The sequence below is a fragment of the Candidatus Palibaumannia cicadellinicola genome (assembly GCF_002855795.1).
Lineage (GTDB): Bacteria > Pseudomonadota > Gammaproteobacteria > Enterobacterales > Enterobacteriaceae > Baumannia > Baumannia cicadellinicola_C.
Genome location: NZ_NJPO01000057.1, coordinates 1 through 3,142 on the forward strand (window position 1 = coordinate 1; position 3,142 = coordinate 3,142).

Sequence of the window (3,142 nt, forward strand, 5' to 3'; positions counted from 1 at the left end):
AAGGAATAGTTAAGGTATGGTATGTATGTCTATACTATCTCACGAAACATAGTGGAGCTTTAATGTCGTAGAAAAAAAAAGTACCATAACATATTTTACTTGGTATCTTGAACCGATATAATAAGATTTATGGAGTAAAAAAATGAATCAGTTAGAAGGTCTCAAACAGTTTACTACCGTAGTAGCCGATAGTGGAGACATTGAATCTATTTATCATTACACACCGCAAGACGTCACGACTAATCCTTCTCTTATTCTCAAAGCAGCTAGATTGAGCTCTTACCAGACCCTACTTGAAAACGTACTTATTTATGCACGTAAGCAAGGTGGAAATCGTGAGACTAAAATTATCAATGCAAGTGATAAGCTTGCAGTAAATATAGGAGTGGAAATTCTAAAAAAAGTGCCAGGGCGCATCTCTACCGAAGTAGATGCACGCCTATCATTTGATCGTGACATGTGCATAGCTAAAGCACGCAAAATAGTCAGTTTGTATCAAGAACAAGGTATCCATAAATCTCGTGTGATGATAAAAATTGCTTCTACCTGGGAAGGGATTAAGGCGGCAGAAGAGTTGGAAAAAGACGGTATTAATTGTAACCTAACTTTAATCTTCTCATTCGCACAAGCTCGCGCTTGTGCCGAGGCAGGTGTTTATTTGATTTCACCTTTTGTTGGCCGTATCTACGATTGGTATTACCAGCGTCAACTATTAGAACCGTATTCTGTTTATGATGATCCGGGCATCAAATCAGTGCAGGCTATTTATAACTATTATAAGCAGCACCGCTATCAAACCGTAATTATGGGTGCTAGCTTTCGTAAAGTTGAGCAGATATTAGCCCTGGCAGGCTGTGACCGTCTAACGATTTCCCCAGCAATGCTGGAAGAGCTGTGTAATTTATATCAGCATGTCGAGCGTAAACTATTTCCTTCCATTGAAACTGAAGCGTTTCATCAGCCAGCGCCGCTTTCTGAATCGGAATTTCGCTGGGAACATAATCAGGACGCCATGGCCGTTGATCAGTTAGCAGATGGTATTCGCCAATTTGCGCGAGATCAGCAAAATCTAGAAAAGATTCTAGCGGAAAAATTGTAATTTTGGAGCGAGCATGTTAATAACATCAAGAAAAGCATTTGCCAACGCCATCCGTTTTTTAAGCATGGACGCTGTGCAGAAAGCTAACTCAGGCCATCCAGGCGCACCAATGGGCATGGCTGATATTGCTGAAGTTTTGTGGCGCGACTATATGAATCATAATCCTGTTAACCCCAACTGGGTCGATCGCGACCGTTTTATTCTTTCCAATGGCCACGGTTCGATGCTATTATACAGCCTACTACATCTAACAGGCTATAATTTACCAATAGAAGAGCTGAAAAACTTCCGTCAACTGCACTCAAAAACGCCGGGACATCCCGAACATAGTTGCCCTGATGGTGTAGAAACTACTACTGGACCACTTGGTCAAGGTTTTGCTAATGCAGTGGGGTTAGCCATCGGCGAACGTACTTTAGCGGCGCAATTTAACCGACCGCAACATAAAATCGTCGATCATTACACTTATGTATTTTTAGGCGATGGCTGCCTAATGGAAGGCATTTCCCACGAAGTAGGTTCATTAGCTGGCATCATGAAGTTGGGAAAACTTATTGCTTTTTACGACGATAATGGCATTTCTATCGATGGTAATGTAAAAGACTGGTTCTGTGATGATACAGCTGCCCGGTTTGAAGCCTACGGTTGGCACGTAGTACGCAATGTAGATGGACACGATAGTGATTCCATCAAAGCAGGTATCAAAAGCGCTAGAGCCATAGCTCATAAGCCATCGCTGTTGCTATGTCAAACCATTATCGCCTGTGGCGCGCCGAACCTAGCAGGTAAACATAGTGCGCACGGCGCTCCGCTGGGAGATAAAGAGATAGAGGCTACCCGAAAAGCTCTTGACTGGCACGAACAACCTTTTGTTATCCCAGATAATATCTATCAGGGCTGGGATGCGAAAGAAGCAGGACAGAAAAAAGAAACAGCCTGGAACAATATCTTTTCTTCCTACCAGAAAGTTTATCCAGAACTAGCCAAAGAGTTCTCCCGAAGGATGACTAGTAATCTGCCGGCGAATTGGCAGGCAGAAAGCCAAAAAATAATTGAACAATTGCAGGCTAAACCAAAGAATATAGCTAGTCGTAAAGCATCACAAAATGTCTTAGAAGTATTAGGCCCGATGTTGCCAGAACTTATTGGTGGTTCAGCTGACTTAAGCCCAAGTAACCTAACTTTTTGGTCGAGGTCAACCTCGATTGCAGAAGATCCTGCTGGTAATTACATTCACTACGGGGTGCGTGAGTTCGGTATGACCGCTATTGGCAATGGTATAGCCCATCATGGCTGTTTTCTACCCTATACCGCTACTTTCCTGATGTTTGCAGAATATGCCCGTAACGCTGTACGGATGGCGGCAATGATGAAAACACGGCATATCATGGTTTATACTCATGACTCTATTGGACTAGGTGAAGACGGTCCAACTCATCAGCCGGTGGAGCAGCTAGCTAGCTTGCGCATAATACCAAACATGAGCAACTGGCGTCCCTGCGACCAAGTCGAAACAGCAGTTGCATGGAAAAAAGCAATTGAACGTAATAATGGTCCAACAGCGCTAATTCTATCCCGCCAAAATTTAGCGCCACAGGCACGTAGTGCGCAGCAGCTAGCTAATATTGCCCGCGGAGGTTATGTTTTAAAAGATTGCATTGGACAACCTGAACTTATTATCATCGCAACCGGTTCAGAAGTAGAGCTAGCAGTTGCGACTTACCAGCAATTAAACCATGAAGGCCGGCAAGTTCGTGTAGTATCAATGCCGTCTACCGACGTCTTTGATGAACAAGATCAAGTCTATCGTGAATTGGTATTGCCGAAGGTAGTTACTGCACGTATTGCTATAGAAGCAGGTATTGCAGATTATTGGTATAAGTACGTAGGATTAGACGGGGTGATTATTGGTATGACTACTTTTGGGAAGTCAGCCCCAGCGGAACAACTGTTTCAATTCTTCGGCTTCACCATCGACAACGTGTTGAGTAAAGCGCGCACACTAATTAAATCATCAACGCTGGGCATAGATAAAGATAAATC

General features: G+C 43.3%; 2 protein-coding genes. Both read left to right on the top strand.

What is annotated here, in order from left to right:
* The first annotated feature begins 142 nt into the window (after nt 1-142).
* On the top strand, nt 143-1,099 hold the full coding sequence (gene tal, locus CEX73_RS01170) for a transaldolase (protein ID WP_101626787.1): 957 nt from the start codon (nt 143-145) through the stop codon (nt 1,097-1,099).
* Nucleotides 1,100-1,118: 19 nt separating this feature from the next.
* Nucleotides 1,119-3,142, top strand: a 2,024-nt coding sequence (gene tkt, locus CEX73_RS01175; protein WP_101626788.1) for a transketolase, incomplete at its 3' end; no start/stop codon positions are given.

Excerpts from the sequence above, each read along its gene's own strand:
- tal (WP_101626787.1), top strand. The coding sequence starts at position 143 with ATGAATCAGTTAGAAGGTCTCAAACAGTTTACTACCGTAGTAGCCGAT.